Here is a 26,174-nt window from a genome sequence, read left to right on the forward strand (position 1 = left end):
AGCCGGTTTCGTCGTTGTCGTTTCAGCTGGCTTCGTCGTTGTCGTCGTAGCTGGCTTCGTCGTCGGTGCTACTGCGACCGGTGCCGGCGCCGTATCCTGTGTGCGCGTCACGAGACCTGCGTTCCAGTTCACGTAAGCATCCGCTTCGTGGAAATGGATGAAGCCAGAATCTTTGGCGAGCTTGTGGCTGTCCGCGCTAAGACGTGTCGAAATCGTGAGCGTCTTGACCGAATGCTTCGCGTCGACCGCTTGTAATTTCTTAATCATGTTTTGTGACCAAGCGTCGCTCTTGATCGTGTCGGCGTTGAAACTCTCCCACATGATGCCGTCAACGTAAGGTGCCGTTGACGTTTCCAACGTGTCAAAGCCCCAGTTTTGGACCATGGCGATCTCACCATAGCGGGCCCGTGCTTGCTTCAAGAAGTTGACGAGTCCGTCACGTTGCTGCTTGAGCACGGTCGGATTGTTCAAATGTTCGTTATCGATATCACCGACCGTATCCATGAACACGCCATCGATGCCTTTGGCGACGACTTGGTTCTGGATTTCCGTGAGGAGCAACCCTTGGAAGTGCGGTGAGGCGATGTTCGTCAAGTACGAATCCCATTCCGAGTAATGGACACGTTGTCCGTTACGCGTAAAGAAGTCACCTGACTGAAGTTTTGACATGAGACCCGTGTTCCATGTCGCGACTTCCATGACGCTAATATATCCGAGTACTTTTGTCCCGCGTGCTTTGATTTGCTCCACTTGCGCTTTCGTATAATGGAGCGGTTCAATGATGACGAGGTCATAGTTTTGCATATCTTTCAAAATCGCTGCCGTTGGATGGCCATAATACACTTGATAGTTCTTCACACCGTCGAGTGGGTTCATGGTTTGTGCCCCCGTTTTAGACATGTTCAGACTAACAATCAACAACACTACCGTTAGAGACATAATTAACTTTTTCAATTTCACTACCTATTCCTCTCCTGATGACTGACAAAACGTGGTGACGGACGATGATGGTTGAATGGAGTTGTGTCTCGTTGCTCCCCCTTTTCTTATATTCAAATGACGAGAAGGTTAGTGCTGTGTGTTTTATGGATGTATCGGATTCGTGTATGTAATGTTGAACCTTCGCAAAAAAAATTATAGGATAGTTTTTTACGAAAACATAGTGTCAATTTGACAACAAAAACCCGTCTCACGACATGAAAGTGTCATGAAACGGGAAAAGAATTAGTTTTGGCTCATATGTAAGTGTCTAGCAATCCCTCTAATTCCAGTTGATCAATCAAATAGACCCGCTTCGTCTCGACGTCCATCAGTTGAAGGGTATCCCTCCCTTCCTCGATCCAAACGTCGAACCGTTGCTCGGTCAACTGCTCATATAACGCGAGCGTCCCACGTCGTTCGCCCGTCGGTGCGGCACTCGTCGTCTTCACGCGGGACAAAAGTTCGAACAGTTCGCGCGTGTTCGGGCCTCCGAGGTGGGCCGTCTTCGTCTCCGTCTCGTACGTCGCCAACCGCATCGCCTCTTTTTGCTCCGATGTGATCGTCAATTCACCGGCTCCTGGTCGTTGAACGGTCCCCCATACCTCGATTACGGTATCATAACGAGTCGATAAGACGGCCGAATCCTGCTCCGAGACGTCTTCGATCGGCTCATCCGCGAGCACGATTCGTTTCAAGAGCCTACGTCCTTCGGCATCTAAATTGAAGACGGCTTCCATCGAGTCAATTTGCACGTACTCACTTGACAGCGAACCGGGTAACACGGTTCGGTCCCACGCCTGTTCTGTACCCATCTGGAGGGTAATCCGTTGATCGGCCAACTGGGTCAAGAACGCCACGCCTTCATTCTTACCGCTCTCGAAGACGAACAGTCCCGGCTCAATCAACTGTCCTGCCTCGGCACCGTCTTGATAGACGTGATAGGTGACATGAAGCGCACCACGGTCCGGTGTGTGATACCGGAAGACCGAACCCGGAACAATCGTCTCATGCGTCTCATTGACCGCGAAGGCGCGCGCCACGGTCGTGACGTCTGGTTCAGGAATGAACGATAACGTGCTCCCGACATCGACCTCCCTCGGCCCTGAACCGGCCGCGGACTCGAACGCCTCGATTCCATCGGTACGGAAGACGCGCTCATTTTGTTCGTTGCTGTTCAAACAAGAGACGTAACGCTCGTCCCCACTCCGCCAATATTTGACGGTCTTGCTACCTAATTCGTCATAGAAGGGGTGGCGGAATGTGATGGCCGCCAATTCGGCCCGACGCGTCGGCAACACGTCTGTCGGTTGCCGCTCACAGTAATTCAACAGTCGCGTCTTCAACGCAGACGTCAACGGAATGTCTTGGTCTTGTTGAATCGCATACGTCGACAGCGGTCGTAAATTGAGCGCATTGATTTCATTCGTCCCGCATCCACTTAACAGTATGACGGCTATACTCATCAGTCCGATGACGTTTTTCATCCCGTCCCCTCCTTTCACATTTATTTGGTTTGAATCGCCTAAAATTTTCATTTTCACCTTATCATACAATAATAATTACGACTCTTGTTAGAAGAATAAACAAAAAATGCCACTTGCGTGGCATTTTTTTAGTCGTCGTCGCGATCATCATCTTGATCATCGTCACGGTCGTCATCTTGGTCGTCATCATTTTGATCGTCGTTTTGATCATCTTGATCGTCTTGGTCATCCCGGTCATCGTCGCGTTCAATCTCTTTCACTTGCTGTTGAAGGTTCAACTCGAGTTTGACCCGGTCACCGGCTTTTGGCGCCTCGTCGTCAAGCTCGTAGCGGCTCGCGAGTTTGAACGTCTCTGACTTGCCATCACGTTCGATGGTCACGTCACGATCCGACAGGCTGACGAACGTGCCGTAAATGTCGAAGTCGTCACTTTCACGGTCGACTTCCTTCACTTCCTCGTTTTGATTGAATTCGAGTTTGACGCGGTCACCGGCTTTCGGTGTGTCGTCGTCAATCTCATGACGGGCCGCGAGCGGATACGTCGATTCTTTACCGCTGAAGCTGATCGTCACGTCACGGTCTGATAGGCTGACGAGGGTACCATACAATTCATAATCATCGTCATCGACCGAACGGACCGGCGTATCGTTCGATGCTGATCCTTCTGACGAAGTGGCTGCTTCTTGACTCGCATCATCTTGCGCATCGTCTGCGGCATCATCGGTTCCGCTGTTCACGCTATCGACCGCGCGTGGGACGATGACCGTGTCCGTCTTGTCGTTCGCGACATACAACCCGATTCCGGCGACGGCTAGTACCGCCAACCCGACTCCTAAAATCCATCCGATTAATTTCATGATGTTTCCTCCTCGTTTCATGTGGTGAACTTGTTCTACATCTTCATCATAGAACGGTGACCTTAGAGCACCACGAGGATTCCATTAGAAAATGATGAGAATCTGCGAAAGTTTTGTCATTTTGTGACGTAGAAGACGCTGCCGTCCGGCGCGTTCGCATAACTGCCGACCGTCCAACCGTTCAAGTCCGCCACTTCCTTGGCGATGGCGAGACCAAGTCCGCTGCCGCTCCGGTCCCGTGCCTCATCGAGTCGATAGAACCGGTCAAATAACCGTGCCCGGTCCTCCTCATTGAGCGTCGTCCCATGGTCGCGTACTTCGATGCGGTCCGGCGTCATCGTCACGCGCGTGTCAGTCGCATACTTCAAGCTGTTATCGATGAAGATGACTACGAGCCGTTGCAACGAATCGCGATGACCGTGCCACTCCCCCATTGCCTCGATCGGAACATGGATACCGTGCGATCGTTCGAACCGTTCGGTCAATTGTTCGGCCAGCTCAGTCAATCCGATCGCCTCGGTCTCCACTTCTTTGAGCGAAGAGAATCGGCTCAGTTCGAGCATCGGTTCAATCAAGTCCTCGCGCATTTGCCGCGATTCGGTCAAAATGTGGTCGATGGCCTCGTCACGAACGGCCGGGTCGCTCTGTCCCCAGCGCCGGAGCAGTTTGGCGTACCCTTCGATGACGGTGAGCGGCGTCTTCAGTTCATGTGAAACATCGGCGACGAAGCGGCGCTGTTGCTCCATCGATCCTTCGACCCGGGCAATCATCTGGTTGAAGCCGGTCGCGAGCGTCGAGACCTCGTCTCGGTTCGTCCCGACATCGATTGTCTCGAGCGTACCCGACTCGGTGATCCGTTCCATCGTCGACTCGAGACGGCGGAGTGGATCGAGCCCTTGCCTGACGATCCATAGGCTACCAAGGAACGTCATCGCCACGGCAATCAAGAAAATGATGAGAAAAATCGTGGCCAGCGTCTGGAGCGTCTCGCTCACAGCCGCGTCTTGAAACGCGTAGCCGAGCCCGTTCGACGTCGCGATGACGAACCAATCATCGACGAGCGCCGGTTCTCCGAAGTTGACGGGAAAACGTAAACTCTCTTCGGCCTGGCCGCCGATGATGCCCCAATCGTCGTTCGCTTGCCGTTCGAGCACGACACTGTCCTCGTGCAACGACAAGACGGCTTGTTGGTTCCGCTCGTCTTCCTCGAGCAAGCTGAGCGCCTGGCGCAAGACGTCATAGCGGGCGTCGACGATCTGTTGGCGCGAGACGAGCCAAGCGACACCGAACGAGGTGATTAAGAGGAACAACATGAACCCCGCCATCGCCAAGGCGATTTTCGTCCGTAGCTTCATCTTTAATCGGCAAGGATACCCCTACTTCAATCGTGTCCCGGGCACAGCCCGACGATTAGTGGGGGGAGGAATTTCCATCATTTTCGGTATGGGACACAATCATGCTAAACATGTGCATGATAACCGCTTATGAACTCCTACCTTGCCTCCTCCCTTCTATGAGTTAAGTCCATTCATTTTCCGCTAAAAAAACGGGTATCGTTTATGTAGCGAAAGGTGGTGAGTACCATGTCTACAATCACTGCAAAAATACAAATCTACATCCAAGACTCTCAAGCCGCTACTCTGAGGGCAACGATGGACGCGTACCGGTCGGCCTGTGACTGGCTGTCGGGTCACGTCTTCGAGACGGGGGACCTGAACCAGGCGAGCCTCAACGACGCGCACTATGCCGAGATCCGGCAACGGTTCGGCCTGAAGAGCCAGATGGCCCAGTCGGTCATGAAGACGGTGGTCGCCCGGTACAAGTCGGCGAGGTCGAACGGGCACGCGTGGTCCCGGGTCGAGTTCAAGCGTCCCGAGTACGACCTCGTCTGGAACCGCGACTACTCGCTCACACGGGACCGGTTCAGCGTGAACACGCTGGACGGCCGGATCAAGCTGGACTATGCGCGCAAGGGCATGAGACGGTACTTCAACGGGACGTGGCGGTTCGGCACAGCCAAACTGGTGCGCAAACACGAGAAATGGTTCCTGCACATCCCCGTGACGAAGGCGTTCCCCGAACTCGACGACGCCCGTGTCACCAACGTCGTCGGCGTGGACCTCGGCATCAACTTCCTGGCGGTCACGTACGACAGCCAGGGCGAGACCGCCTTCTACGACGGAAGAACGGTGAAGCACAAGCGAGGCACGCTCAAGGCCACCCGCAAGCAGCTGCAACGACGGCAGACCCCATCGGCCCGCAAGCGGCTGAGACAGCTCGGCTCGAGAGAAAACCGTTATGTGACCGATGTGAACCATCAGGTCACGAAGGCACTCGTCGACCGACACCCGAGGGGCACGCTGTTCGTGTTGGAGGACCTGACCGGCATCCGTGCCGCCACAGAGAAGGTGCGTGCGAGAAACCGCTACGTCTCCGTGTCGTGGGCGTTCCACCAGTTCCGTCAAATGCTCGCGTACAAGGCCGCGTTGAACGGGCAAAGGGTGATCGTCGTCGACCCGAGACACACCTCCCAGACCTGCCCGACATGCGGGCACACCGAGAAGGCGAATCGGGACAAGAAGCTGCACCTCTTCCAATGCAAGAACTGCCGGTACCGTTCGAACGACGACCGGGTCGGCGCGATGAACCTGCACCGGAAAGGCATCGAACACATCGGTGCAGGTGCCATGGGAGCATGATTCCCGTGGCAGGGGCGAGGTCAACCGTCCCGATGTTCCGCCACGCGAAGGTAGGAGGTGCACTAGCGCCGTCCGCACTACCGGGCAGGAACGAGCGTAATCGCACTCTACGAGGGTAGAGGCGCCGTCGAGTCCTCGACGGACGCAAGCCCCCGCTTCAAACGGACCGTCAGTTCGTTAAGTGGTGGGTTGTTGACCTTATTCACCACGCTTCAGCATATAGCCGACGCCTCGGACCGTCTGAATCCAAGAGCCTCCGAGTTTCTTGCGGACATAGCGGACGTACACATCGACGACGTTCGTGTCCCCGTAATAGTCAAAGCCCCAGACGTGCTCGACGAGTTGATCGCGCGTGAGTACGCGCTCCGGATGTTCGAGCAGATAGACGAGCAAATCAAACTCTCTTCGGGTCAGGTCGACTTTTTGCCCCTCACACACCACTTCGTGGCGATTGACGTCGACGGTCAGCCCTTCATAGGAAAGGACCCGTTCACTCGTATCGACTTGGACGTGTTGCCGCATCCGTAAGAACGCCCGGATCCGTGCGAGTAACTCCTCCATTTCGAACGGTTTCGTGATGTAATCATCGGCCCCGAGGTCGAGCCCGCTCACTTTGTCGTAGCGGTCCCCACGTGCCGTCACCATCAATACCGGGAGAAGCGGCTGCTCTTCTTTGACGCGGCGCACGACTTCGAGACCGCTCATCTGCGGCAACATGACATCGAGCAACATGAGATCAATCCCACCAGTGAGTGCCCGGTCGAGCCCAGCCCGCCCGTCATGGGCGACCTCGACTGCGTAACCGGCATGCATGAGTTCAAGTTCGAGTAATCTGGCAATTTTAGCATCGTCTTCAACGACGAGAATCGTAGGCATTCCATTCATCCTTTCTCAAAAAAAACGCCGAGCAGTCCGCCCGACGCATCATTTTAAGTGTTCCCGGATTCCTCAGTCAAAAAACGGACGAACTGCTTCTGGAATCGCTTGTTCGATGCGCAATTCGAGTGAATCGCCCATCCGGTCAAACGTCGTTTCAATCCCTTCCGCCTGAAACGCCAAATCAGTCCCGACTTGAGTGATTTGGTCGAGCCACGCGTTGCCGGTCAAGGTGAATAATAAGAACCCGGCGACACCTGCCGCCATGAGTGTCAATGCGAGCGCACCGACGGCCACTCCTCGAATCAATCTTCCAATCTTTCCTCTGCTAGTTGAGCGCATATGTCCCTCTCCCTTATCCTTTTTCTTTACTGTACGGGAGCGAGCTGAGAAAGTGCGGTGAAACAGATTAAAATTTGATGAGAAAAAAGGTCACAGCGCGCTGCGACCTCATTCTTCCTCCAGCACCGATTTGGCAATCGGAGCCCAATACGTCCCGTCCATGGCGGCGACTTCGGCGAGCGTCGTCCGGTACGTGTCGTCCCCAGCCTTCTTCTCGGCGATGCCTTTCATCCATAAGACGTCAGCTTTATATCCCGATTCTGGATACGTGTCGACATAGGCGGCATAATCGGCGATGTCCGCTTCGCCGAGCTTATTGTCGACGAGCAACCGATAAAACCCGACGGCCTGTTCCTGACCGGCTTTCGCCTTGCCGACGAGGAGCGCATCGGCTTCCTCGTACCGTTTGTCCGAGACGAGCGTCTCGACTTCGCCGAGCGGGATGACGGCCGTTGCCTCAGGAGCTTCGGTCGTCTCGTCCTCGGTTTGGAGCGCCTCGTTCGCTTCCTCGAGTCGAGCAACTTCTTGTTCGAGCTCTTCTAACCGTTTCGCGAGCGCCTCGTCCTCCGTCACCGTTTCGACCCGTTCGTTTGATGCGGTCGGCGTCACGGGCGGCGGCTCCGAATCCGGCCAAAAGAGGAGTGCGACCAGACCGAGACCAACGACGAGCGGCAGACCGAGCCACGATTTGTTCCATTTGAAGGCGTTACGCCAAGCCGACAAGTCCGCATGACCGGTGACAGCCGGCGAGAACGAACGAAAGCGGCGCTTGGCCGCCTTCTTTCCGTTCGCCTTCACTTCGAGCGCAAGCCCGAGCCGATGAAACGCCGCCGGCACTTTCATTCCGAGAAGCGGTACAATCCGTTCACTTGCCTCGATATAATACCCGTGGTCGAGTAGCGTCGTCACGACCCCGAACTCGTTCGCGACGAGGCGAAACGTCGGGTCATGCTCGCCTTTTCGGACGAGCCATTCCGTCATATCGATGAGCGGCAGTTCCGCAAGTTCCCGATCTGCGAGTGTCCGTACGTCCATTCGTCAGCCTCGTTCAGGATAGAGCGAGAACTTCGACGTCAACGCGCGAACTGCTTCGTGCGCTTCCGCGAGCACTGCTTCATCTTCATGGTTCGTCAAGACGCGTCCGATCAAGCGAGCGACTTCACGCATATCGTCTTCTTTCAATCCGCGCGTCGTCATCGCGGCCGTCCCGAGACGAATCCCGCTCGTGACGAACGGTGATGCCGGATCGAATGGAATCGTGTTCTTGTTGACCGTGATGCCGGCTGCGTCGAGCGCATGCTCGGCCGCTTTCCCGGTGATGTCGATGCCGCGGAGGTCGACGAGGAGAAGGTGGTTATCCGTACCGCCCGATACGATGCGGAGTCCTTCCTCTTCTAGCCCTTGCGCGAGCACCTGTGCATTCTTGATGACTTGTGCCTGATACTCTTTGAACTCAGGTTGGAGCGCTTCCCCGAACGCCACGGCCTTCGCCGCGATGACGTGCATGAGCGGACCACCTTGAATCCCTGGGAAAATCGACTTGTCGATTGCCTTGGCGAACTCTTCTTTACAGAGAATCATGCCGCCGCGTGGACCGCGAAGTGTCTTGTGCGTCGTCGTCGTCACGAAATGCGCGTGCTCGACCGGGTTCGGATGAAGACCGGCTGCGACGAGACCCGCGATGTGGGCCATGTCGACCATGAGGTAGGCACCGACGCTATCGGCGATTTCACGGAACTTAGCGAAGTCGATCGTCCGCGGGTACGCCGAGGCACCAGCGACGATGAGTTTTGGTTTATGTTCTTTCGCGAGGGCTGCGACAACGTCATAATCGATGTGTTCTGTCTCTTTGTCTACACCGTATTCGACGAAATTGTACTGAACGCCTGAGAAGTTGACCGGACTTCCGTGCGTCAAATGGCCACCGTGCGACAAGTTCATGCCGAGCACCGTGTCACCGGCTTCAAGGACTGTGAAGTAAACGGCCATGTTCGCTTGGGCACCCGAGTGCGGCTGAACGTTAGCGTGTTCTGCACCGAACAGCTCCTTGGCGCGGTCGCGGGCCAAGTTCTCGGCCACGTCGACGAACTCACAACCGCCGTAGTAGCGACGGCCTGGATAACCTTCCGCGTACTTGTTCGTGAGCACGCCGCCTTGCGCTTCCATGACTGCTTCTGAGACAAAATTCTCCGAGGCAATGAGTTCGATGTTCTCGCGTTGGCGACCGAGCTCGTTTTGCATCGCTTCAAACAATTCCGCATCCTGTACTTTCAACTTCGTCGTGTTTACCATGTTGAAACCCCCTCTGAATGTCTAAAAATCAACACCCCCATCGTAACATATGCTTCTTTTTTTGGGTATCGTCTAATCCACGGGCAAGTCGGGTATCATATGAAAGAAGACGATCAGAGGAGGCTACTTATGATTGAGACAAAACAAATTACCATCACCCCGTTCGAGCGCGAGCGGACGATTCGGATTTATACGCCGGCCGATTACGACATGTCGGATAAACGTTATCCCGTGCTCTATATGCATGACGGACAGAACGTGTTCGCCGACGAGGACGCGAGCTATAAGATGAGCTGGCGCGCCGGCGAGTATATGGACGCCTCGAAGCGCGACATCATCATCGTCGGCATCGACAGCGCCCCCGGCGAGATGCGGCTCGACGAGTACGGTCCGTGGGAGAACCCGTACATCGGCGAGAGCTTGCTCGGTCAAGACGTGACGCTCGGTGGACAAGGATCAGCCTACATTGAATACATCGCCCAAGAGTTGAAGCCGATGATTGACGCGAACTATCGGACGAAGCCGGACGAGACGGCGATGATGGGCAGCTCGATGGGCGGCTTGATTTCGATTTACGCCGCTTGCGTCTATCCCGATGTCTTCAAGCGCGTGGCTTCATTGTCCTCGGCGTTCTGGTTCAACCAGACCGAGCTCGAGCAATTGATCGACGCGAGTGATTTGAACGGCGTCGAACGTCTGTATATGGACGTCGGCCGCAAAGAAGTCGAACAGCCGTCAGCGGACGGTCCGACGAACGAGATGTATCTCGAGTCGAGCGAGCGTGTCTACGCCCTGCTGCGCGACAAGGTCGAACATATCCGCTTCGAGGTCATCGAGGAAGGTGTCCATAACGAGCTCGCTTGGCGCGATCGGTTCCCGATGGTCATCTCATATTTGTTCAGTGAAGAGTTATAACGCAAAAGAAAGCCGGTCGCGCAGACCGGCTTTCTTTATTTTGCTGGATAGTGGGCCCGTGGGCCGCCAATCAATTTCGGTCGCGTGATGGCGAACGTGACGTACGCCTCACCGAGCTGCTTCGCCGACAACCGGACCGGGATCGCGACCGGCTTCAAATGCATGCCGATCAGCGTCGATCCAATATCGATGCCGGCGTCCGCTTGAATCGATTCGACGACGCACGGGGCGTCGAAACGCTCGTACGCCTTCTCGGCCATCGCCCCGCCCGCCGCGCGGACTGGGACGACCGTTACTTCCGTCAACCCGAACTGTTTCAAGGTCCGTCGCTCGATCGTAAGGGCGCGATTGATATGTTCGCAGCCTTGAAAGGCGAGATGGACGCCGGTGTTGTCCCGAAACGCAAGGAACGCCTCGATCAAATCCGACGCCACATCAATCGAACCCGCTTTCCCGATCGTCTTGCCGACGACCTCGCTCGTCGAACAACCGATGACGAGCATCTTTTCCTCATCTAACGGAAACCGTTCATGCAACTCCGTCAATAAGTTCAAAAGCTCCGCCTTCATCGTCGTCACTTCGTTTCGTAAGCGCTCATCTTGTCGACACGGTTCGAGTGGCGTCCGCCTTCGAAGTCCGTATCGAGCCATGTCGCCACTAAGTCGAGTGCAAGACCCGGTCCGATGACGCGCTCGCCCATCGTCATGATGTTCGAGTCGTTATGTTGACGCGTCGCTTTCGCGCTGAACGAGTCGTGTACGAGTGCCGCCCGGATGCCTTTCACTTTGTTGGCGGCAATGCCGATGCCGATTCCAGTCCCGCAAATCAAGATGCCACGGTCGAACTCACCGGCCGCGACTGCTTCGGCGACTGGAATGGCTACGTCCGGATAATCGATTGACTCGGCCGAGTGTGTCCCGAAGTCCTTATACTCGTGTCCAAGCTCCTCCAATAATCCGATGATGTCTTTCTTCAAATTGAATCCGCCATGATCGGCGCCGATTGCGATTTTCATTCCGTCATTCCCCCGTCTTCTTTGGTAGGCGTCTCGGTGGTTTCGTCACCTTTGACCCGTCATTCGTCAATTTTAGCACAAGTCGATTCACGAGTGGTTCGAGTTCGTTTCGGACTTGGCGGTAGACGTTCATCGACCCTCCGAACGGGTCGTTAATATCGCGCTCGAGTCCCGTGACGAACTCATATAATGTGAATGTGCGATCGGCCAAATCCGGATACGTATCCCGAATCTGTTCACGATGCGCCCGTGTCATCGTCAAGATGACGTCCGACCAGCGTCCGAGGACGTCGTCAAACGTTTGCGTCACGTGCTCGAGCTCAATTCCTCGTTCACGCAACACTTGGAGTGCATTTTCTGATGCGTCAAACCCTTGCATCGTCCGAAGCCCGGCTGAACGAATATCGAACTCATCCCCCGTCACTTTCGAACGGAGCAGGGCCATCGCCATCGGGCTTCGGCATGTGTTCCCACTACATATGAATAATACGCGTTTCATCGACATCGCGTGATCCTCCTCTATGTCCTTAAGCCTCTTCCTATGGACGGATGACTTTACCGCCAGCCGCCTTGTAGAGGCGGTTATAAACGGCAAGAGCGACTCCCGTCGGTTCAATCCGATTCACGTAAATCTCTTCTACATCCGTCTCATCAAATTTACGCAACGCCTCGTATAGCCGCTGGGCCGCCGTCTCCATCGAAGTCCCGAGAGAGAGGGTGACGTCAGCCGGGGTCGTCGCTTCATCGAACACGAGTGCGCCAACTCGCTTGCCCGCTTCCTGCCGCGCCATGACGACACGGACGAGGTCTTCACGTCCCCCTTCGACTAAATACAGGGGTGCGCTCGGGGCGTAATGGGTGTACTTCATTCCTGGTGATCGTGGCGCAGCTGTTTCATCGCTCAAGTTGGCATCGAGAATGACCGGGCCAATAACCGCTTCAATCGCTTCTTTCGTCACGCCGCCCGGACGTAAAATCGTCGCCGGTTCTGCCGTGCAATCGATTACGGTCGACTCGACACCGATGCCTGTCGGTCCCCCATCCATAATACCCGCGATCCGACCGGTCAAATCATCTGCCACGTGCCGGGCCGACGTCGGTGATGGACGTCCCGAGCGGTTCGCACTTGGTGCTGCCAGTCCAAGACCGGACGTGCGGATCAAGTCAAGTGCGGCCGGATGGTCCGGCATCCGCAATCCAATCGAATCCAGACCAGCCGTCACGAGTGACGACGCCCGACCGTTCGACGGTAAGATGATAGTCAAGGCACCGGGCCAAAACGCTTCCATCAAACGTCTCGCGACCGGCGGGATGGTTTGCGCGAAATGTTCGGCCTGTTCGACCGTGGCGACGTGGACGATGAGCGGGTTATCCGACGGTCTTCCTTTCGCCTCGAAAATCTTTTTGATGGCGACATCGTTCGTCGCATCTCCGGCGAGTCCGTAGACAGTCTCCGTCGGGATGGCAATCACCTCGCCAGCCTTCAAGAGACGTACCCCTTCCTCAACTTCTGTCGGCTTGATCCATTTCGTTTCCATGCGCAATCCCTTCCCTCACGGCGTAGACGATTCGGTCTTTGCCGTTTATATCTTTTAAAATACCCGTTTCTGCTTCAGGATAACGTTCAGACAGGTACGATTTCACAACTTGTCCTTGATTATACCCGATTTCAAATGCAATCAATTGCCAATCGGCACACAGGACGCGCATCGAGTCGGCGATGATCGTTCGATAAAAGTCGAGCCCGTCCGCTCCGCCGAACAAGGCGAGGTGAGGCTCGAAGCCCGCTACCGTCTCATCGAGCAGTTCGTCCGCCTCGATATAAGGCGGATTTGAGACGAGGACGCGAATCGAGTTGTCGGCAATCGGCGCGAGGCAATCTCCTTCATGGAAGGACACATCCGCCCCGAGGAACGCTGCATTACGCTCGGCGACAGCGATTGCTTCCCGGGAAATATCGACCGTTTGGACACGGACACCGAGCTCGAGACTGAGTGTGACGGCGATTGCGCCGCTGCCCGTCCCGATGTCGACGATCTCATCGTCGGAGACATTATGCACATGCTCGACGACCCATTCAATTAGCTCTTCCGTTTCCGGACGCGGAATCAAGACGTCACGATTGACCTCGAACATCCGTCCATAAAACGGGGCGTGACCAATCAAGTGTTGGACCGGCTCACCTGCCAAGAGACGCTCGAACCCGGCGTCAAACGACTTCGCCTCTTCCGTCGTCAATTCATCGGACAAACGGATGAGTAGTCCCGTCCGGTCGACGTCAAGGACGTGCATGAGCCACCACTCCGCCATCGAGACGTCGCGACCCGAGAGCGCGAGCTCCCGTTCTGCTTGTTTCAGCCTCGCCGCGATCCGCATCAATCGACATCCTCCATCAGACGGGCCTGTTCGTCCATGACGAGGGCGTCGATGATATCTTCAAGTTCTCCGGCGAGGACGCGGTCGAGCTTTTGGAGTGTCAGCCCGATGCGGTGGTCGGTCACACGGCTCTGCGGGAAGTTATACGTCCGAATCCGCTCTGAGCGGTCTCCCGTCCCGACGGCCGATTTGCGTTGCGCCGACAGTTCTTGTAGGTGTTCGCTTTGCATCTTGTCATACAGGCGGGCTCGGAGTACTTTGAGCGCCTTGTCTTTGTTTTTATGTTGCGACTTCTCGTCCTGACACGAGACGACGAGCCCCGATGGGATGTGCGTCAAGCGCACGGCCGATTGGGTCGTGTTGACCGACTGGCCACCTGGACCCGATGATGTGAACGTGTCGACACGGACGTCTTTCATATCGATGTGCACTTCGACGTCCTCTGCTTCCGGCAACACGGCGACGGTCGCCGTCGACGTATGGATGCGTCCGCCCGACTCGGTCGATGGGACACGTTGGACCCGATGCGCCCCGTTCTCGAACTTCAGTTTCGAATAGGCACCCGTCCCGTTGATGAGGAACGTCACTTCTTTGAAACCGCCGAGTTCTGTATAGTTGGCGTCAATCAATTCGGCCTTCCAGTTCTGCCGCTCGGCGAAACGCGTGTACATCTTGTATAGGTCGACTGCGAACAGTGCCGCCTCGTCTCCGCCGGCTGCCCCGCGAATCTCGACGATGACGTTCTTGTCGTCGTTCGGGTCTTTCGGTAACAGCAAGACGCGTAATTTCGCCTCGAGCGCCTTCACTTCCGGCTCGAGGAGTGACATCTCTTCTTTGGCGAGCTCGCGCATATCGGCATCGAGCGTGCGGTCTTCAAGCATCGCTTTTGCTTCTTTATACGCCGTGCTCGTCTCTTTATAGTGACGGTACGCCTGCACCGTTTCTTCGAGTTGCGACTGTTCTTTTGAATATTGTCGTAATTTATTCGCGTCGCTGAGCACTTCAGGGTCAGCGAGCATCTCATTTAATTGCATATAGCGTTCTTCTAATACGCTCAAACGGTCAAACATGATGATCCGTCCTTTCTCCGTCAAATCGAACTGTCTTCATTATAGCAAAAAACGAACCGCCAAGGGCGGTCCGTTGACGTCAGTCGGCCACTGTATGGCGGACTGGGCGTGGTTTATTCGGGACGTCGTGGCAATGACGGCAACGCGGTTCGTACGACTCGGAAGCGCCGACCAAGATGACCGGGTCTTCGAAACGCGCCGGTTCACCGTCAATCAATCGTTGTGTCCGAGAAGCTGGCGCCCCGCATGATAGACAGATGGCCTGCAGCTTCGTGACAAATTCGGCACGCGACAACAGCTCTGGCATCATCGTGAACGGCTCACCCCGGAAGTCCATGTCGAGCCCTGCGCAGATGACACGTTTGTCTTCTGACGCCAATTGCTCGATCACGTCGACGATTCCTTCGTCGAAAAACTGAACCTCGTCGATGGCGATGACTTGCGTCTCTTCACGCACCGCATCGTATAAGTCTTGACTCGATTGAATCGGCACGGCCACGACCGAGTTGCCGCTGTGGGAGACGACGTTCTCTTCATGATACCGGTCGTCGATTGCCGGTTTGAACACTTGGACAGGGATTTTCCCGTAGTGCGCCCGACGGACACGGCGGATCAGTTCCTCCGATTTCCCAGAAAACATACTCCCACAAATCACTTCTATCCAACCGTAACGGTTCGTCACATGCATCATTCTACTTCGCCCTCTCCTTCGTTAATCGCTTCCCGATTATACCCATCTTTTTCTTGAAGAAAAAGGGTTGACTTCTATCTAAAAAAAATAAAAACCGCCAAGGGCAATCCCTAGGCGGTGTGCATACAAGTTGACGATTAACGTTGGTACTTCTTGTTGAAGCGCTCGATACGACCGTCCGCAGATGCGAATTTCTGGCGACCTGTGTAGAACGGGTGCGAATCAGAAGATACATCGACACGGATGAGTGGGTATTCGTTACCATCTTCCATCGTGATTGTCTCGTTAGAGTAACGAGTCGAACCAGAGATGAATTTGAACTCAGTCGTCGAGTCCATGAATACGACTTTACGGTATTCTGGGTGGATTCCTTGTTTCATTGCTTTTCAACTCCTTCTGCCCTAAGTATTCTTTCAACCTAGAGAAAGTTCACTAGAATATAATAGCACCCGGTTCAAGGATTTACAAGTCCGTTTTCGTTTTTTTCACCGGGCGTCGACTCTTTTTCTTATCGGCTTCAAGCGCCGCAAAAAAGTCGAGGTTCGTTTTCGTTTCGCGGACCCGGCGCAAGAACTGATCGACGAAGTCTGGCGACTCGTTCATCGTGCGACGAATCGTCCAAAGCGAGTCGAGTTCGCCTTTGCCGAGCAGCAATTCTTCCTTGCGCGTTCCCGAGCGACGAATGTCGATGGCCGGGAAAATCCCACGTTCCGCCAGTTTGCGGTCGAGGTGCAGCTCCATGTTGCCCGTTCCTTTGAACTCTTCATAGATGACGTCATCCATGCGCGAACCCGTATCGACGAGTGCCGTGCCGAGAATCGTCAAACTGCCGCCGTCCTCGATATTACGGGCCGCCCCGAAGAACTTCTTCGGTTTATGGAACGCGGCCGGGTCAATCCCGCCGGAGAGCGTCCGTCCGCTCGGCGGGACGGACAAGTTGTACGCCCGCGTCAGACGCGTGATCGAGTCGAGCAAGATGACGACGTCCTTCTTATGTTCGACGAGGCGCATCGCCCGTTCGAGAACGAGCTCCGAGATGCGGGCATGGTTCTCCGGTGTCTCGTCAAACGTCGAGTAGGCGACGTCTGCGCCCGGCACCGAACGTTGGATATCCGTCACTTCTTCCGGCCGCTCATCAATCAACAGGATAATCAACTCGACGTTCGGATGGTTCGTCGTAATCGAATTGGCAATCTCTTTTAAGAGGGACGTCTTCCCTGCCTTAGGCGGCGCGACGATCAACCCTCGCTGCCCGAAGCCGACGGGAGCGATCATATCCATGACGCGGACCGACAAATGGTTTGGCTCCGTCTCGAGCACCATCTGTTGTTCCGGGTAAATCGGCGTGAGCGCCGGGAAGTAATCCCGGTTGCGCGTCGAATCCGTCGTCTCGCCGTTGACCGCCTCGACGCTGAGAAGCCCTTGGAACCGTTCATTCTCTTTCGGTTTCCGGACTTTCCCCGTCACGAGGTCGCCGTTACGGAGGTTAAAGCGGCGGATTTGCGAAGCCGCGATATAAATGTCTTCAGACGATTGCGAGTAATTGATGGGGCGTAGGAAACCAAAACCGCCATCGTTTTGCGACTGTGGGTTAGGCGGAATGATCTCTAGGATTCCTTCGAGGAAATAAAGATCTTTTGATTCTGCCTGTGATTTCAATATCCGGAACATGAGCTCACGTTTACGTGCCTCGCGATACTGAGGCACGTTCACTTCTTTCGCAATCTCATATAACTCTTTCAACGTCTTCGTCTCGAGTTCCCGAAGCGTGTAGTTTTTAGCCGGTTCAGTCGTTTGACTCATTCAAGTCACCTGTCTTTCATGATTCTATATTTCAAAAGTAAACGTTCATTCCTCATTCATCTAATCACACTTCAGTCAAACCGTCACTGTTTGAAAAACGGCTTCATGTCAGTCTATTCCCCTGTTGTTGAAAACATAACAACCTTTTTACTATGTATGTAACAAATAAGTCTCTATTCTCGCATATTGTTTCAAATATGTTACAAGAAAACTGTTTTTGTCTTGTGATTGAAAAATGCCATCGGTCTTGCGCATGATATAGTTTATTTGCACAGGAAACCGGGTAATATCCGCAACTTGTGCTCTAATCTTGTTAACACACATCGATCATATACAGCCACTTAGGGTTTTATTTTAAAAAACGGAGGGAAATACACTATGTTAAAGCGTTTCGCATCTATCATTGTCGCTGCCACTCTCGCTTTCTCGGGTCTTGCTTTCACAACAGGTGAACAAGCAGAAGCCGCTACTGGTAAATTCGCTTACTCGAAAGTTAACGGCTTGAACATCCGCACAGCACCGTCGCTCAGCTCGAAAGTCACGACAACGATGAACAAAGGCCAACGCTATACATACCTTGGTAAAGTTGGTTCGTTCTACAAAATCAACTACAAAGGGACTCACCGTTATATCTCAGCTTCATCTACTTACACGTACTTGAAAGCAAACACGAAGACAGCTACTGCGAAGAAAGTAACAACTGCTTCTGCATCAAGCGCTCGTACAAAACTTGTCGCTGAGTCGAAGAAGTACCTCGGTACACCTTACCGTTACGGCGGAACGACAACTTCTGGCTTTGACTGCTCAGGTTACACAGGTCACGTTTACAAGAAAGCCATCAACAAATCGATCCCACGTGATTCACGCTCGCAATACGCTAACTCGAAAAAAGTTTCGAAGTCAGCGATTCAAGCCGGCGACCTCGTGTTCTTCTCACACAACGGAAGCACGATCCAACACGTTGGAATGGCACTCAGCAAAACACAAATGATCAACTCTGAAACAGGCGGCGTGAAGTACGCGAGCTTCACATCAGGTTACTGGGCACCACGTTATGTCGGTGCAGGATCATATCTCTAATTTAAACGACCAAACGACCCGGTTCATAGGAACTGGGTCGTTTTTTTCGTCTCAACGTTTCGTAATACCGTGTCCGTGCTCGTCAACACCGAGAACGTCCCATCCGTCTCCAAAACGACAGCCTCGACTTGATTGAAATCCGTACCGCTCGATCGAATCGCCTGCAACACCTCAATCTCGAGCACCCGCTCCCGCCGCATCGTTTCTTCTAAATATGTCCCATCATAGTAAAGTAACGCCGGCGTCGACTTGATCAATTGATTCACGCGTTTCGAGCGGGTCGCCAACTTGGCCATCACGTATTGCATGAACACGAGCGTCGCAAACGCGGTCAGTCCGTTCAATAGCGGTGTCTGTTGACTCGTGAGTGTCGTGGCCAGAATCGATCCGAGCGCGACGGTGACGATAAAATCAAAAGCGTTCATTTTAGCAAGTGTCCGTTTGCCGGAGACCCGCAAGATGAAGATAATCGCCAAATAGCCCCCCACACCAGTCAGTATAATATGCAACATCGTTCGCAGTTGGTCCATCGTCTCCCTCCTTCTCTACTGCTGTTCCACGAAGCACCAACATTCAATCGCTGTTCATCTTCCGTTCATCTGGCTTCGTTACGATAAAGCCATCACGTTGAAGGAGTTGTTCTATGCCATGGAAAAGATTTGGAGTCTTCGCTTGATTCGCCTCGCCGCGCTGTTCGGTGTCATCGGGACGGCGCTCGGGTCGCATATGTCGGGTGCCGGCAGTTATGCCTTTCGTCCGATTCACGCCCATATTCTGCTCGCCGGTTGGCTATCGGTCTTCGCCTGGGGAGTCTTCTATCGCTTATATGCGGTCCGGAACCAACTGCTCGTCACGATTCACGGATGGACGGCCGTCATCGGATCAATCGGATTGACGAGCGGGATGTGGTTCTACACGATGAACCCGTTCCAATGGAATGAGACCGTCACCCTTGTGTATTTCATCGTCGGGGGCACAGTCTCGTTAATCAGTTTTATTCTCTTTTTGATTGTGACGTTCATGATCGACCAGGACGAGCGGGACTGAACCCCGCTCGTCATTTTTGTTTCAAGGCACCGCGTGCGTTCGTCGCCGCGAACACGACCATGATGACGCTCATCGCCCCGGCGACGGCAAGTCCGGCCGATAACGCGCTCCAGTCGATCGTCGGTTGCGTCAAGACGGCACGCATCCCTTCAAAGATGTACGTCGTCGGATTGAACGTCGCCGCTACTTTAAGCCATTCTGCCTCAATCAACTCTTTCGGGACGAACGTCGTCGACAAGAAGATGAGCGGGAAGAACAAGAGCGTCCCAGCTTGTGCAGCCTGAGCGTTCCGTGTCTTTAACGCGACACCGACCGAGTAACCAGCAAAACCAAGGCCGAATCCGATGGCAAGCAGCACCGTGAACAAGAAGCCAGGCAGACCGACCGGAATCGACAAACCGAGCAAGAACGCTACCCCGAAGATGAGGAGCGTCTGGACGAGCAGTTGCAACATCCCGGCAATCATCGGGCCGAGCACGATCGCCGTCCGCGTCGCGGGAGTCAGAAGCAAGCGGGCGAAGTAGCCGCTCTCGATATCACGGACGAGCGCTTGTCCCGTCCCCCCGGCCCCACCGACCGCCCCGGACACGATGGAGACTGGCAAGATGAAGTTCAAATAGGCGCTCCCATCAAACTGAGGAAGCGATGCGACGCTCGATAATCCGCTCGTGTAAACGAGTAGGAAGAAGACGGAAATAATCAAGTTCGGGATGAACGAAAACGGATTCCGAATCGTCGTAATGAGGCTCCGTTTCGTGAAGAGCCATGTCTCAGTCCACATCGGGCACACCTCCTTCATATGACTCACCGGTCACTTTCAAAAAGACGTCATCGAGCGACGGTTGCTTCACGGTCAGACGTTCCGGTTGAAGCGACCGTTCATCGAGCTGGCGCACGACTTCCATCAGCGTATGATTGACGAGCTCGAACGCCACGTGTTGCCCGGTCGCCGTATGACCGAACAACGCAGCGGCTGCAGATGCTTCTTGATCGCTGTGGAACGTCATCGCAATCGTCTCGCCGCCGACGAGTCGTTTCAACGCTTCCGCTGTCCCTTCGCTGACGATTTTTCCATGATTAATGATGGCGATCCGGTCGGCCAGTTCGTCCGCCTCTTCTAAGTACTGGGTCGTCAAAAAAATCGTCGTGCCGAACTCCTCGTTGAGCCGTCTCACCTCGTTCCAAATCTCGATGCGGCTCGCCGGGTCGAGCCCGGTCGTCGGTTCATCTAAAAACAAGACGATCGGTCGATGGACGAGCGTGAGCGCCAAATCGAGCCGACGCCGCATCCCGCCCGAATATGTGCCACTTCTCCGGTCGGCCGCTTCTGTGAGCGAGACGACACGGAGCAGTTCCTCGGCGCGCGTCTCCGCCTCTTGTTTCGTCATCTTGAACAACCGGCCTTGCAAGACGAGCAGTTCCCGCCCGGTCAACACTTTGTCGATTCCGGTCTCTTGCAGGGCGACGCCAATCGACAGGCGGACGTCTTTCTCTTGTTTGACGACATCGAATCCGTTCACCCGCGCCTTCCCTTCGGTCGGTCGGACGAGCGTCGTCAACATTTGCACGGTTGTCGACTTGCCAGCCCCGTTCGGTCCAAGGAAGGCGAAAATCTCTCCTTCTTGCACCGAGAACGAGATGCCATCGACGGCCGGCACGTCCCCGAACGTTTTGACGAGTGATTCCACTTCAATCATGACACACACCTCCTCCCTACTCATTCCCGTTCTCGATGCATGTTAAATATGAAACGACACATCAAAAAAGAACCGCGGACGGAAGTGTCCACGGTTCAGGAGAATCAAGGTTTCATGACCATTTTCGGTTTTTTCTTCAAGGAGTGGATGCCTTCGACGAAGCGGACCGTTCCTGACTTGGCTCGCATGACGACCGAGTGCGTCTGACCGCCTTGCCCGGTGAACTGGACGCCGCGGAGGAGTTCCCCGTCCGTCACGCCCGTCGCCGCGAAGATGCAATCTTCACCTTTGACGAGGTCGTCCAACAGCAAAATCCGGCCCGTATCGGCGATGCCCATGTCTTGGCAACGTTTCTCTTGGGCTTCGTCTTCAGGAAGCAGGCGACCTTGGAAGTCACCGCCGAGACATTTCATCGCGACGGCCGCGATGACGCCTTCCGGCGCACCACCCGAACCGAGCAACAAATCGACACCCGTTTTCGGGAACGCCGTGTTAATGGCCGCGGCCACGTCTCCGTCAGGAATCAACTTGATACGAGCACCCGTCGCGCGGACACGTTGAATCATCTCTTCGTGACGATCACGATGTAAAATCGTGACGACGACGTCTTCGACGTTCTTGTTCTTCGCCTTAGCGACGATGGCGATATTCTCTTCAATCGAGTTGTCGAGACTAATCAATCCGGCCGCTTCCGGACCGACGGCAATCTTGTCCATATACATGTCCGGCGCGTGAAGAAGGTCACCGGCGTCAGCGACAGCGAGAACGGCAAGCGCTCCCCACGTTCCCGTCGCGACGATACTCGTCCCTTCGAGTGGATCGACAGCGACGTCGAGGCGTGAGCCATAGCCGTTCCCGACTTTTTCACCGATATAGAGCATCGGTGCCTCGTCCATCTCGCCTTCCCCGATGACAACGACCCCTTTCATCGGAATCGTATCAAATACTTCACGCATCGCGGTCGTCGCCGCGTCGTCCGCCTCTTCTTTCAAGCCTTTACCCATCCAACGAGCCGAAGATAGCGCTGCCGCTTCTGTGACTCGGACCAATTCCATTGATAAACTACGTTCCACCCGAATTCTCCCCTTTTTACTCGGACACCTCATCGACCCAGACGAGTGCGCCGAGTTGTTTTAGTTTGCCGACGAAATCGACATATGAATCGTTCAATTTTTCCGCATGGATCACCGTGGATTCGCCACTCGCTTGAAGCCCAGCTAAGGCGAGGGCTGCCCCACTCCGTGCGTCTGCACATTCCATTTCCGCATTGGCAAGCGTTGTCCCGCCGCGAATGACGGCCGAAGCGTCCTCGAGCGTAATCTGTGCGTTCATGCGCCGCATTTCCGCGATATGGCGGAACCGTTGGGCGTACAGCTTGTCGGTGACGATACTCGTTCCGTCCGCTTTCAACAGTGCGGCCGACATGATCGGCTGCAGGTCGGTCGGATACCCCGAATAGTGGAAGACACGGATATCAATCGGTTTAAAGGCGTTCGCTCGCACCGTGATCGTCTCTTCCCCGACTTCGACGTCGGCCCCGTAATCCAGTAGTTTTTGAATGACGCCTTCTAAGTGAGTCGGAATGACGTTTCGAACCGTCACTTCACCCGCGACCGCGCCATAAATCATGAACGTCCCAGCCTCTAACCGATCGGGAATGAGCGTGTGTGTACAGCCATGGAGCTTGTCGACCCCTTTGATGCGAATCTCGTCGGTGCCCGCCCCGATGACGTGGGCCCCCATCGAAGTGAGCATCGTCGCGACGTCGACGATTTCCGGATCGATGGCCGCGTTCTCGATGACGGTCGTCCCGTTAGCGAGAACGGCCGCGAGCATGGCGCTCACTGTCGCCCCGAACGAACGGAGATCGAGATAAATTCGATTTCCTTCCAGCTTTTCGGCGTTCACATGATAAAGTCCCGACTCGTTCTCGACTTTAATGCCGAGACGTTCGAGTGCTTTCAAATGTAAATCGATCGGTCGTGGACCAATCGCATATCCACCGGGAAGCCCGACGGCCCCTTTCCCAAAACGAGCCGCAAACACCCCGAGCAAATAGACAGCGGCTCGGACTTTACGCGTCTCTGAGCCGAGCAGCGGCATGGCGACGGCATCTTTCGCATGAAGCGTCATCCGCTCTCCGTCCCGTTCAATCGCGACGCCGAGTTCTTGTAATAGACTGAGCATCACTTCGACGTCCTCGATGACGGGGACGTTCTCAATCGTCACCGGTTCTTCCGTCAAAAGTGCTGCGACGAGACAAGGCAAGGCGCTCTGTTTGGCACCGCTAATGTCAACTGTTCCTTCAAGTTTTTGCTGTCCTACGATATGGAGAATTTCCACGAAGATCAAACCTTTCTGCGACAAACTTATTTGGATTGAGCGTTGTTCCAATCCGCTAAGAATTGCTCGATCCCTTTGTCAGTGAGCGGATGTTTCATCATCTGTTCGATGACTTTGTATGGTACCGTGGCGATGTCGGCTCCAAGGAGAGCCGCCTTCGTCGCGTGGACCGGATGGCGAACGGAAGCTGCGATGATTTCTGTATCGATGCCATGGATGGCAAAGATATTGGCAATCGTCTCGACGAGGTCGAGACCATCTTGACCGATATCGTCCAAACGACCGATGAATGGCGACACGTATGACGCGCCGGCCCGAGCCGCGAGTAGCGCTTGGTTGGCGTTAAAGATGAGCGTCACGTTCGTCTTGATGCCGAGCTGTGAAAACGTATTGACCGCTTCCATCCCTGCTGGCGTCATCGGTACCTTGACAGTAATATTCGGCGCGATGGCCGCAAGTTCCTTTCCTTCTTCCACCATACCCGCTGCGTCGAGCGCAATAACTTCCGCGCTGACTGAGAGATCCCCGACGATCTCACAGATTTCGCGTAGCCGTGTATGGAAATCGACGCCTTCTTTGGCAACGAGCGATGGATTCGTCGTCACTCCCCCGATGACGCCCATCTGATGAGCTTTCTTGATGTCTTCCACGTTTGCCGTATCAATGAAAAAACGCATGTACAATTCCTCCTCGAATGGTGTTGTGATCGCTTACACTTCTTATTATGAGGAAATTGTCATGGAATTGCTACACCCTTTACGTCAAGGCGGCGATGGCGAACATCGATCCGATGAGTAAACCAACGCCAACAAGCGTCCCCACTGCCGTCCATCGTTTCACGTTTTTTTGTTTTGTCTCATACGCTTGATACGGCCCTTCCTTTAAGCGCTCCGACCCATGCGTCTCGATCCAAAGTCCGACCGCGGTCTCTTCGTCGGTCACGAGATTGCCTGTATACGTGAACGGGATGATTTCTTCGGGTCGACGGAGCATGTCGAACCGCTCCCGCCGTGTCGCGATGTTCGCCCCGATCCAGTAGAGCCGTTTCGGTGTATAGAAAACTAGCACGCTATCTCCGATAAAATACTGAATCCACTGTTCGAACGCGGCGAGATCGCGTTGGTCGAACAAGATTTCCATTGAATCCTCGTCAGTCATGATGGCGAGCATCGGGCACAACTCGATCGTCCGTCGTCTATAGGGATGCGGCATGGCCGCTTCTGTCTTTCGGACGATGGCCGGGAAGAAGACGACTTGCTTGATTGCGTCGAGCGGGAACGATTGCTCGACTGACTCACCCGGCTCGTGCCGATACGTCGTCCCCTCAATATATGTCGCGGTCACTTCATAGTGCGACTGGTGCCGCTCTTTCCAGAACAGCTGGCGAAACAGTTGCAAGAACCGATACACGCCGAAACCGCCGAGTACAGTGAGTGACAACAGCGGAATCAACCACGGTTTCGGATTCATGAGGATGAGAATGACCGGCAGCGCGGCAAAGGCCAACGTCATACCAATTATAATAATGGGACCGACGATATAAAAAATGCGCCAAAATGATTCTGTCGAACGTTCTTGATACTTCATGCAAACTCCCCCTTTTCATCTATATACGGTACCCTAACCGCTTACGTTTCAATAAAAAAGCCGGCTCTCGCAAAGAGAGCCGACTGATGTGACAGGATTATGCTTGGTTGCTTGAACCGAACTCACGCATTTTGCCAGTAACGACGTTGTAGATCGCTTCGACACCAGGGCCGATGACTTTACGTGGGTCATATACTTTCGAGTCCGTGTTGAGCTTCTCACGTACGGCACGAGTCCATTCTTGTTGGCACTCTGTGTTAACGTTGATTTTGCTGTGACCGAGCTCGATTGCTTTTTTGATTTGGTGCTCAGGAATACCTGAACCGCCGTGAAGAACGAGGGGAGTTTTAGTCGCTTCTGCGATTTCTTCCATCTCTTTGAAGCCGAGTTTAGGCTCGCCTTGGTATTCTCCGTGTACAGAACCGAGTGCTGCCGCAAGAGCGTCAACTTTCGCTTCTTTCACGACGCGTACGCACTCGTCGAGGTCAGCGTATTGTACGCCGCCAACAACGCCATCTTCTTCGCCGCCGACTGTGCCGACTTCCGCTTCAACTGAAGCACCTTTAGCGTGTGCGTATTCAACGACTTGTTTCGTCATTTCGATGTTCTCTTCGATCGGATGGTGTGAACCGTCGATCATAACAGACGTGAAACCAGCGTCAATCGCTGCTTTACACTTGTCGAAAGATGAACCGTGGTCGAGGTGGATTGCAACTGGAACAGTGATGTTGTAGTCGTGCATGAGACCTTCAGTCATTTTAACAACTGTTGTGAAGCCACCCATGTACTTCGCTGCACCTTCTGATACACCGAGGATAACTGGTGATTTCTCGTCTTCCGCAGCGCGAAGAATCGCTTGCGTCCACTCGAGGTTGTTGATGTTGAATTGGCCTACTGCATACTTGCCTTCGAATGCTTTGTTAAGCATTTCTGTCATTGATACTAATGGCATAATGACATCCTCCTGTCTGTTCGCTATTGTGCACTTTGGGAAAAATGCCCCCCGTGCAATTCGTTCC

At 54.4% G+C, this 26,174-nt stretch carries 29 protein-coding genes; 4 read left to right on the forward strand and 25 right to left on the reverse strand.

Annotation, left to right across the window (positions count from 1 at the left end; genetic code table 11):
- From KNP95_RS04790 to KNP95_RS04805, 4 genes are all read right to left on the reverse strand, one after another.
- On the reverse strand, positions 1-876 hold an 876-nt coding region (locus KNP95_RS04790; protein ID WP_214835773.1), incomplete at its 3' end, for a glycoside hydrolase family 191 protein.
- Positions 877-1,235: 359 nt separating this feature from the next.
- Positions 1,236-2,465: a hypothetical protein gene (locus tag KNP95_RS04795; RefSeq protein ID WP_214802264.1), complete on the reverse strand. Its 1,230-nt coding sequence runs from the start codon at positions 2,463-2,465 to the stop codon at positions 1,236-1,238.
- A 128-nt stretch (positions 2,466-2,593) separates the two neighbouring features.
- Complete coding sequence (locus tag KNP95_RS04800) at positions 2,594-3,322, reverse strand: hypothetical protein (protein WP_236355746.1); 729 nt, start codon at positions 3,320-3,322, stop codon at positions 2,594-2,596.
- 116 nt (positions 3,323-3,438) lie between these two features.
- Positions 3,439-4,677, reverse strand: a complete 1,239-nt coding sequence (locus tag KNP95_RS04805; protein WP_214835775.1) for a sensor histidine kinase — start codon at positions 4,675-4,677, stop codon at positions 3,439-3,441.
- 228 nt (positions 4,678-4,905) lie between these two features.
- On the opposite strand from KNP95_RS04805, the gene KNP95_RS04810 reads away from it, so the two are divergent.
- A complete protein-coding gene (locus tag KNP95_RS04810; RefSeq protein ID WP_214835777.1) occupies positions 4,906-6,021 on the forward strand; it encodes an RNA-guided endonuclease InsQ/TnpB family protein in 1,116 nt (371 codons plus the stop codon).
- A gap of 198 nt (positions 6,022-6,219) precedes the next feature.
- On the opposite strand, the gene KNP95_RS04815 is transcribed toward KNP95_RS04810, so the two are convergent.
- From KNP95_RS04815 to glyA, 4 genes are all read right to left on the reverse strand, one after another.
- Positions 6,220-6,897 carry a response regulator transcription factor gene (locus KNP95_RS04815; RefSeq protein WP_029594676.1) on the reverse strand — a complete coding sequence of 226 codons (678 nt, stop codon included), beginning with the start codon at positions 6,895-6,897 and terminating at the stop codon, positions 6,220-6,222.
- Between the two features lie 72 nt (positions 6,898-6,969).
- Entirely contained in the window at positions 6,970-7,239 is a 270-nt protein-coding gene (locus KNP95_RS04820; protein WP_214835780.1) for a hypothetical protein, read from the reverse strand.
- A gap of 108 nt (positions 7,240-7,347) precedes the next feature.
- Complete coding sequence (locus KNP95_RS04825; protein ID WP_214835783.1) at positions 7,348-8,274, reverse strand: hypothetical protein; 927 nt, start codon at positions 8,272-8,274, stop codon at positions 7,348-7,350.
- A 3-nt stretch (positions 8,275-8,277) separates the two neighbouring features.
- Positions 8,278-9,531, reverse strand: a complete 1,254-nt coding sequence (gene glyA, locus KNP95_RS04830; RefSeq protein ID WP_214835785.1) for a serine hydroxymethyltransferase — start codon at positions 9,529-9,531, stop codon at positions 8,278-8,280.
- A 129-nt stretch (positions 9,532-9,660) separates the two neighbouring features.
- On the opposite strand from glyA, the gene KNP95_RS04835 reads away from it, so the two are divergent.
- Entirely contained in the window at positions 9,661-10,446 is a 786-nt protein-coding gene (locus tag KNP95_RS04835) for an alpha/beta hydrolase (protein ID WP_021066117.1), read from the forward strand.
- Positions 10,447-10,481: 35 nt separating this feature from the next.
- Here the strand turns inward: KNP95_RS04835 and KNP95_RS04840 are convergent, their stop codons facing one another.
- The 9 genes from KNP95_RS04840 to rho all read right to left on the reverse strand — a co-directional run bounded on the left by KNP95_RS04840 (position 10,482) and on the right by rho (position 17,401).
- The gene (locus KNP95_RS04840; RefSeq protein WP_214835975.1) at positions 10,482-11,024 is read right to left on the reverse strand and encodes a TIGR01440 family protein; all 543 of its coding nucleotides are present in this window, start codon (positions 11,022-11,024) and stop codon (positions 10,482-10,484) included.
- Positions 11,021-11,461, reverse strand: coding sequence for a ribose 5-phosphate isomerase B (gene rpiB, locus KNP95_RS04845; protein WP_021066115.1), 441 nt, complete (start codon positions 11,459-11,461; stop codon positions 11,021-11,023). The genes KNP95_RS04840 and rpiB overlap by 4 nt, the downstream gene beginning before the upstream one ends.
- A 4-nt stretch (positions 11,462-11,465) precedes the next feature.
- Positions 11,466-11,960, reverse strand: coding sequence for a low molecular weight protein arginine phosphatase (locus tag KNP95_RS04850; RefSeq protein ID WP_241764566.1), 495 nt, complete (start codon positions 11,958-11,960; stop codon positions 11,466-11,468).
- 40 nt (positions 11,961-12,000) lie between these two features.
- On the reverse strand, positions 12,001-12,999 hold the full coding sequence (locus KNP95_RS04855; RefSeq protein WP_021066113.1) for an L-threonylcarbamoyladenylate synthase: 999 nt from the start codon (positions 12,997-12,999) through the stop codon (positions 12,001-12,003).
- Positions 12,965-13,837 carry a peptide chain release factor N(5)-glutamine methyltransferase gene (gene prmC, locus KNP95_RS04860; RefSeq protein WP_214835977.1) on the reverse strand — a complete coding sequence of 291 codons (873 nt, stop codon included), beginning with the start codon at positions 13,835-13,837 and terminating at the stop codon, positions 12,965-12,967. Before prmC ends, KNP95_RS04855 begins: the two co-directional genes overlap by 35 nt.
- Positions 13,837-14,907, reverse strand: coding sequence for a peptide chain release factor 1 (prfA, locus tag KNP95_RS04865; protein WP_029594669.1), 1,071 nt, complete (start codon positions 14,905-14,907; stop codon positions 13,837-13,839). Before prfA ends, prmC begins: the two co-directional genes overlap by 1 nt.
- Positions 14,908-14,986: 79 nt before the next feature.
- On the reverse strand, positions 14,987-15,598 hold the full coding sequence (locus KNP95_RS04870; RefSeq protein WP_021066110.1) for a thymidine kinase: 612 nt from the start codon (positions 15,596-15,598) through the stop codon (positions 14,987-14,989).
- Between the two features lie 137 nt (positions 15,599-15,735).
- Complete coding sequence (locus tag KNP95_RS04875) at positions 15,736-15,978, reverse strand: type B 50S ribosomal protein L31 (protein ID WP_021066109.1); 243 nt, start codon at positions 15,976-15,978, stop codon at positions 15,736-15,738.
- An 82-nt stretch (positions 15,979-16,060) separates the two neighbouring features.
- On the reverse strand, positions 16,061-17,401 hold the full coding sequence (gene rho, locus KNP95_RS04880; protein WP_214835788.1) for a transcription termination factor Rho: 1,341 nt from the start codon (positions 17,399-17,401) through the stop codon (positions 16,061-16,063).
- A gap of 378 nt (positions 17,402-17,779) precedes the next feature.
- On the opposite strand from rho, the gene KNP95_RS04885 reads away from it, so the two are divergent.
- A complete protein-coding gene (locus KNP95_RS04885) occupies positions 17,780-18,481 on the forward strand; it encodes a C40 family peptidase (RefSeq protein ID WP_021066107.1) in 702 nt (233 codons plus the stop codon).
- A 23-nt stretch (positions 18,482-18,504) separates the two neighbouring features.
- Here KNP95_RS04885 and KNP95_RS04890 read toward each other — a convergent pair whose 3' ends face one another.
- The gene (locus KNP95_RS04890; RefSeq protein WP_214835791.1) at positions 18,505-19,011 is read right to left on the reverse strand and encodes a DUF421 domain-containing protein; all 507 of its coding nucleotides are present in this window, start codon (positions 19,009-19,011) and stop codon (positions 18,505-18,507) included.
- Positions 19,012-19,129: 118 nt separating this feature from the next.
- Between KNP95_RS04890 and KNP95_RS04895 the strand changes: the two genes are divergently transcribed.
- Positions 19,130-19,528 (forward strand): hypothetical protein, encoded by a 399-nt coding sequence (locus tag KNP95_RS04895; protein WP_214833699.1) that lies wholly within the window; start codon positions 19,130-19,132, stop codon positions 19,526-19,528.
- Positions 19,529-19,538: 10 nt separating this feature from the next.
- Here KNP95_RS04895 and KNP95_RS04900 read toward each other — a convergent pair whose 3' ends face one another.
- The 7 genes from KNP95_RS04900 to fba form a co-directional block, all read right to left on the reverse strand.
- A complete protein-coding gene (locus KNP95_RS04900; RefSeq protein ID WP_131471449.1) occupies positions 19,539-20,309 on the reverse strand; it encodes an ABC transporter permease in 771 nt (256 codons plus the stop codon).
- A complete protein-coding gene (locus tag KNP95_RS04905; RefSeq protein WP_214835793.1) occupies positions 20,299-21,225 on the reverse strand; it encodes an ATP-binding cassette domain-containing protein in 927 nt (308 codons plus the stop codon). The genes KNP95_RS04900 and KNP95_RS04905 overlap by 11 nt, the downstream gene beginning before the upstream one ends.
- Before the next feature lie 104 nt (positions 21,226-21,329).
- Positions 21,330-22,298 carry a class II fructose-bisphosphatase gene (gene glpX / locus KNP95_RS04910; protein ID WP_029594665.1) on the reverse strand — a complete coding sequence of 323 codons (969 nt, stop codon included), beginning with the start codon at positions 22,296-22,298 and terminating at the stop codon, positions 21,330-21,332.
- 16 nt (positions 22,299-22,314) lie between these two features.
- Entirely contained in the window at positions 22,315-23,568 is a 1,254-nt protein-coding gene (murA, locus tag KNP95_RS04915) for a UDP-N-acetylglucosamine 1-carboxyvinyltransferase (protein ID WP_214714450.1), read from the reverse strand.
- A 26-nt stretch (positions 23,569-23,594) separates the two neighbouring features.
- Positions 23,595-24,245, reverse strand: a complete 651-nt coding sequence (gene fsa / locus KNP95_RS04920; protein ID WP_021066101.1) for a fructose-6-phosphate aldolase — start codon at positions 24,243-24,245, stop codon at positions 23,595-23,597.
- A 79-nt stretch (positions 24,246-24,324) separates the two neighbouring features.
- The gene (locus KNP95_RS04925) at positions 24,325-25,155 is read right to left on the reverse strand and encodes a hypothetical protein (protein WP_214835795.1); all 831 of its coding nucleotides are present in this window, start codon (positions 25,153-25,155) and stop codon (positions 24,325-24,327) included.
- A 97-nt stretch (positions 25,156-25,252) separates the two neighbouring features.
- Positions 25,253-26,107, reverse strand: coding sequence for a class II fructose-1,6-bisphosphate aldolase (gene fba, locus KNP95_RS04930; protein ID WP_021066099.1), 855 nt, complete (start codon positions 26,105-26,107; stop codon positions 25,253-25,255).
- Positions 26,108-26,174 lie beyond the last annotated feature (67 nt).

Origin of the sequence: Exiguobacterium sp. s36 (genome assembly GCF_018618345.1) — a bacterium.
Lineage (GTDB): Bacteria > Bacillota > Bacilli > Exiguobacteriales > Exiguobacteriaceae > Exiguobacterium > Exiguobacterium chiriqhucha.